This window comes from Intestinibacter sp. (assembly GCF_034113885.1).
Classification (GTDB): Bacteria; Bacillota; Clostridia; order Peptostreptococcales; family Peptostreptococcaceae; genus Intestinibacter.
In genome coordinates this window covers 1-2,030 of sequence record NZ_JAXEWM010000221.1, presented here as the reverse complement: position 1 = coordinate 2,030, position 2,030 = coordinate 1, and the positions used below count along the sequence as shown (strand labels likewise).

Annotated in this window: 3 protein-coding genes; all 3 read right to left on the bottom strand. The window is 26.8% G+C overall.

Features of this window, described 5'->3' with window-relative positions:
• On the bottom strand, positions 1-1,134 hold a 1,134-nt coding region (locus SPD90_RS13440; RefSeq protein ID WP_320925560.1), incomplete at its 3' end, for a helix-turn-helix domain-containing protein.
• Positions 1,135-1,188: 54 nt separating this feature from the next.
• The gene (locus tag SPD90_RS13435) at positions 1,189-1,335 is read right to left on the bottom strand and encodes a hypothetical protein (protein ID WP_320925559.1); all 147 of its coding nucleotides are present in this window, start codon (positions 1,333-1,335) and stop codon (positions 1,189-1,191) included.
• Positions 1,336-1,631: 296 nt separating this feature from the next.
• Positions 1,632-2,030: restriction endonuclease subunit S (locus SPD90_RS13430; RefSeq protein WP_320925558.1), on the bottom strand; the 399-nt coding region annotated here is incomplete at its 5' end.

The following is a 2,030-nucleotide window of genomic DNA, read 5'->3' as shown; positions in this document are numbered from 1 at the left end:
ACATATATAAGCATCATTACTTAACAAATATAACTTATCACAGTATTTCATATATTTTTCTATTTTTTTATCTCCAACTAAATCTGAATAATTTGCCTTTGCCTCTAGTATTACAATTTCTTCATCTCTATTGTAAGCTATAACATCAAACTTAAACTTATCAACTGGTAGCTCTATTGTTGCAACGTACCCCTTATTGAAAAGCCACTTAGCTCCACCTTGTTGTATTTTAGCATGAGTAATACTATCATTCTTTGTAAACTCATTTCTCAGCTCTCTCTCTGCAAAATAATTATTAATTGCATCCTTACTTGCTTCTTTCATTTTATTTCTCAACTCATCAATCTTCTCGTTGTAATTAACTATCTCATTATTTAAATCCAACAAATATGGCTCTAATTGTTTATCTACAGTCATTCTATTTATTGCTAAAACATTATCAACTTTATCTGCATTCTTAAAATAATTATTCTTCTTCATAACATTTTTTGTTAATGTAATGAACTTCTCCATATCCAAAATTTCGTTACTTCCTGGAACTATAGCTTCTGCTCTCCTTAGTCTGTTCCATAAATTTATATTTACTATTCTACCTAAAGCATAATAAAGCCTATCCTCTGTACATTTTAAAGCCACTAAATTTAGATACCCCATTTTAAGCTCTTTATCTTTTAATTCTCTAATATATCTAAATTGCAACTCCAAATCTTTTTTTACACCATCTATATCACTTATTTTCTGTATTTTATTTTTAATGAATCCTATCTTTTCCTCTATACACTCAATGCTGAATTTATAGTTATTTATTAAGATTTTACTATGTTCCTTTATATAAATTATATCACTTACTAAACCTTCTAAATCCTGCCTAGTAATCTTAGACTCCGTTTCTATATATTCCACTACCATATTTATAGCTTCTTTATCTTCCTTTATTGGAGCTAAAGCTCTAATATTATTTCCTAACTCTTTTAATCTATTTATTTTCTTCTCATCCAAATAAGAAAATTTTTTTAAAAGATTGTTGGAAACAGATATTTGTCTAACGGTATTGTAATTTATATCTAATGTATCGCTAATTTTCTTTAATGATACACCAGCCTCTAGCATTTGTATTACTTCATCTCTCTTCATATACTCACCTGTTTTTGTTTCCTAGGAAACATATTTTGATATAATTATACTATATCATTTATTCTTTATCCAGTCTTCCAATTCTTTCAGTTCTTTTAATTCCTGCTCTGTTAGCTGAGTATCTCTCACATCAAAAAATGGATTTGAACTTACAAAAAACTTTTTCAGAATCATTACTAATTTTTTAATAATTTTTCTCATGATTTACCTCCCTAATTTAAAATTGATATTCCTAAAGTTTTGAATGTATCCTAGGACACATTCAAAAATAAAAAAATATAACATTTTTTAATTTTCAACCTATTATATATAATATCAATATATTTATTTTTCTTATTTATAATAGGCTGAAAACCTAGGAAAAATGCTATTTTAAGTCATGGTATAACAAATAATATAACAAAAATGACCCCAAAAATGTTATTTTATATGTAACAAATATAACATTTTTTAGTTCTATAATTATAAAATTTAAAAAGTTCTATAATCAGCTCTCTTTATATAAACATCTGCTGTAGCAACGCTTTTTTTTGCTTTTGTAAGTGTTCTAACTTACGCTGATGAAGGGTGATAAGATTATCAAGTTGTTTAAAGTATTTGCCTATTTTTTTCTGTTCATCATATTTGGGTGTCAAAATAGCAATTTCATTAATTACAGTTTTTGATAAGCTTGGAACTCCTGTTGATTCATCTTTCTTTTTCCAATCAATATTTTGAAAAATATCAAAAACAAAATTCAAGTCAAAGTTTCCTCTTGGAATAGCATAAAATAGCGTATCTACTGTCCAAAAAGGTGCTTTTAAAATATATGGATTATCTATTGTTCCTTTTCTTCCAATGCCTATTGCGTCCTCATCATAGGAAAGAGCTTCATTTACACTTAACATATATCCACC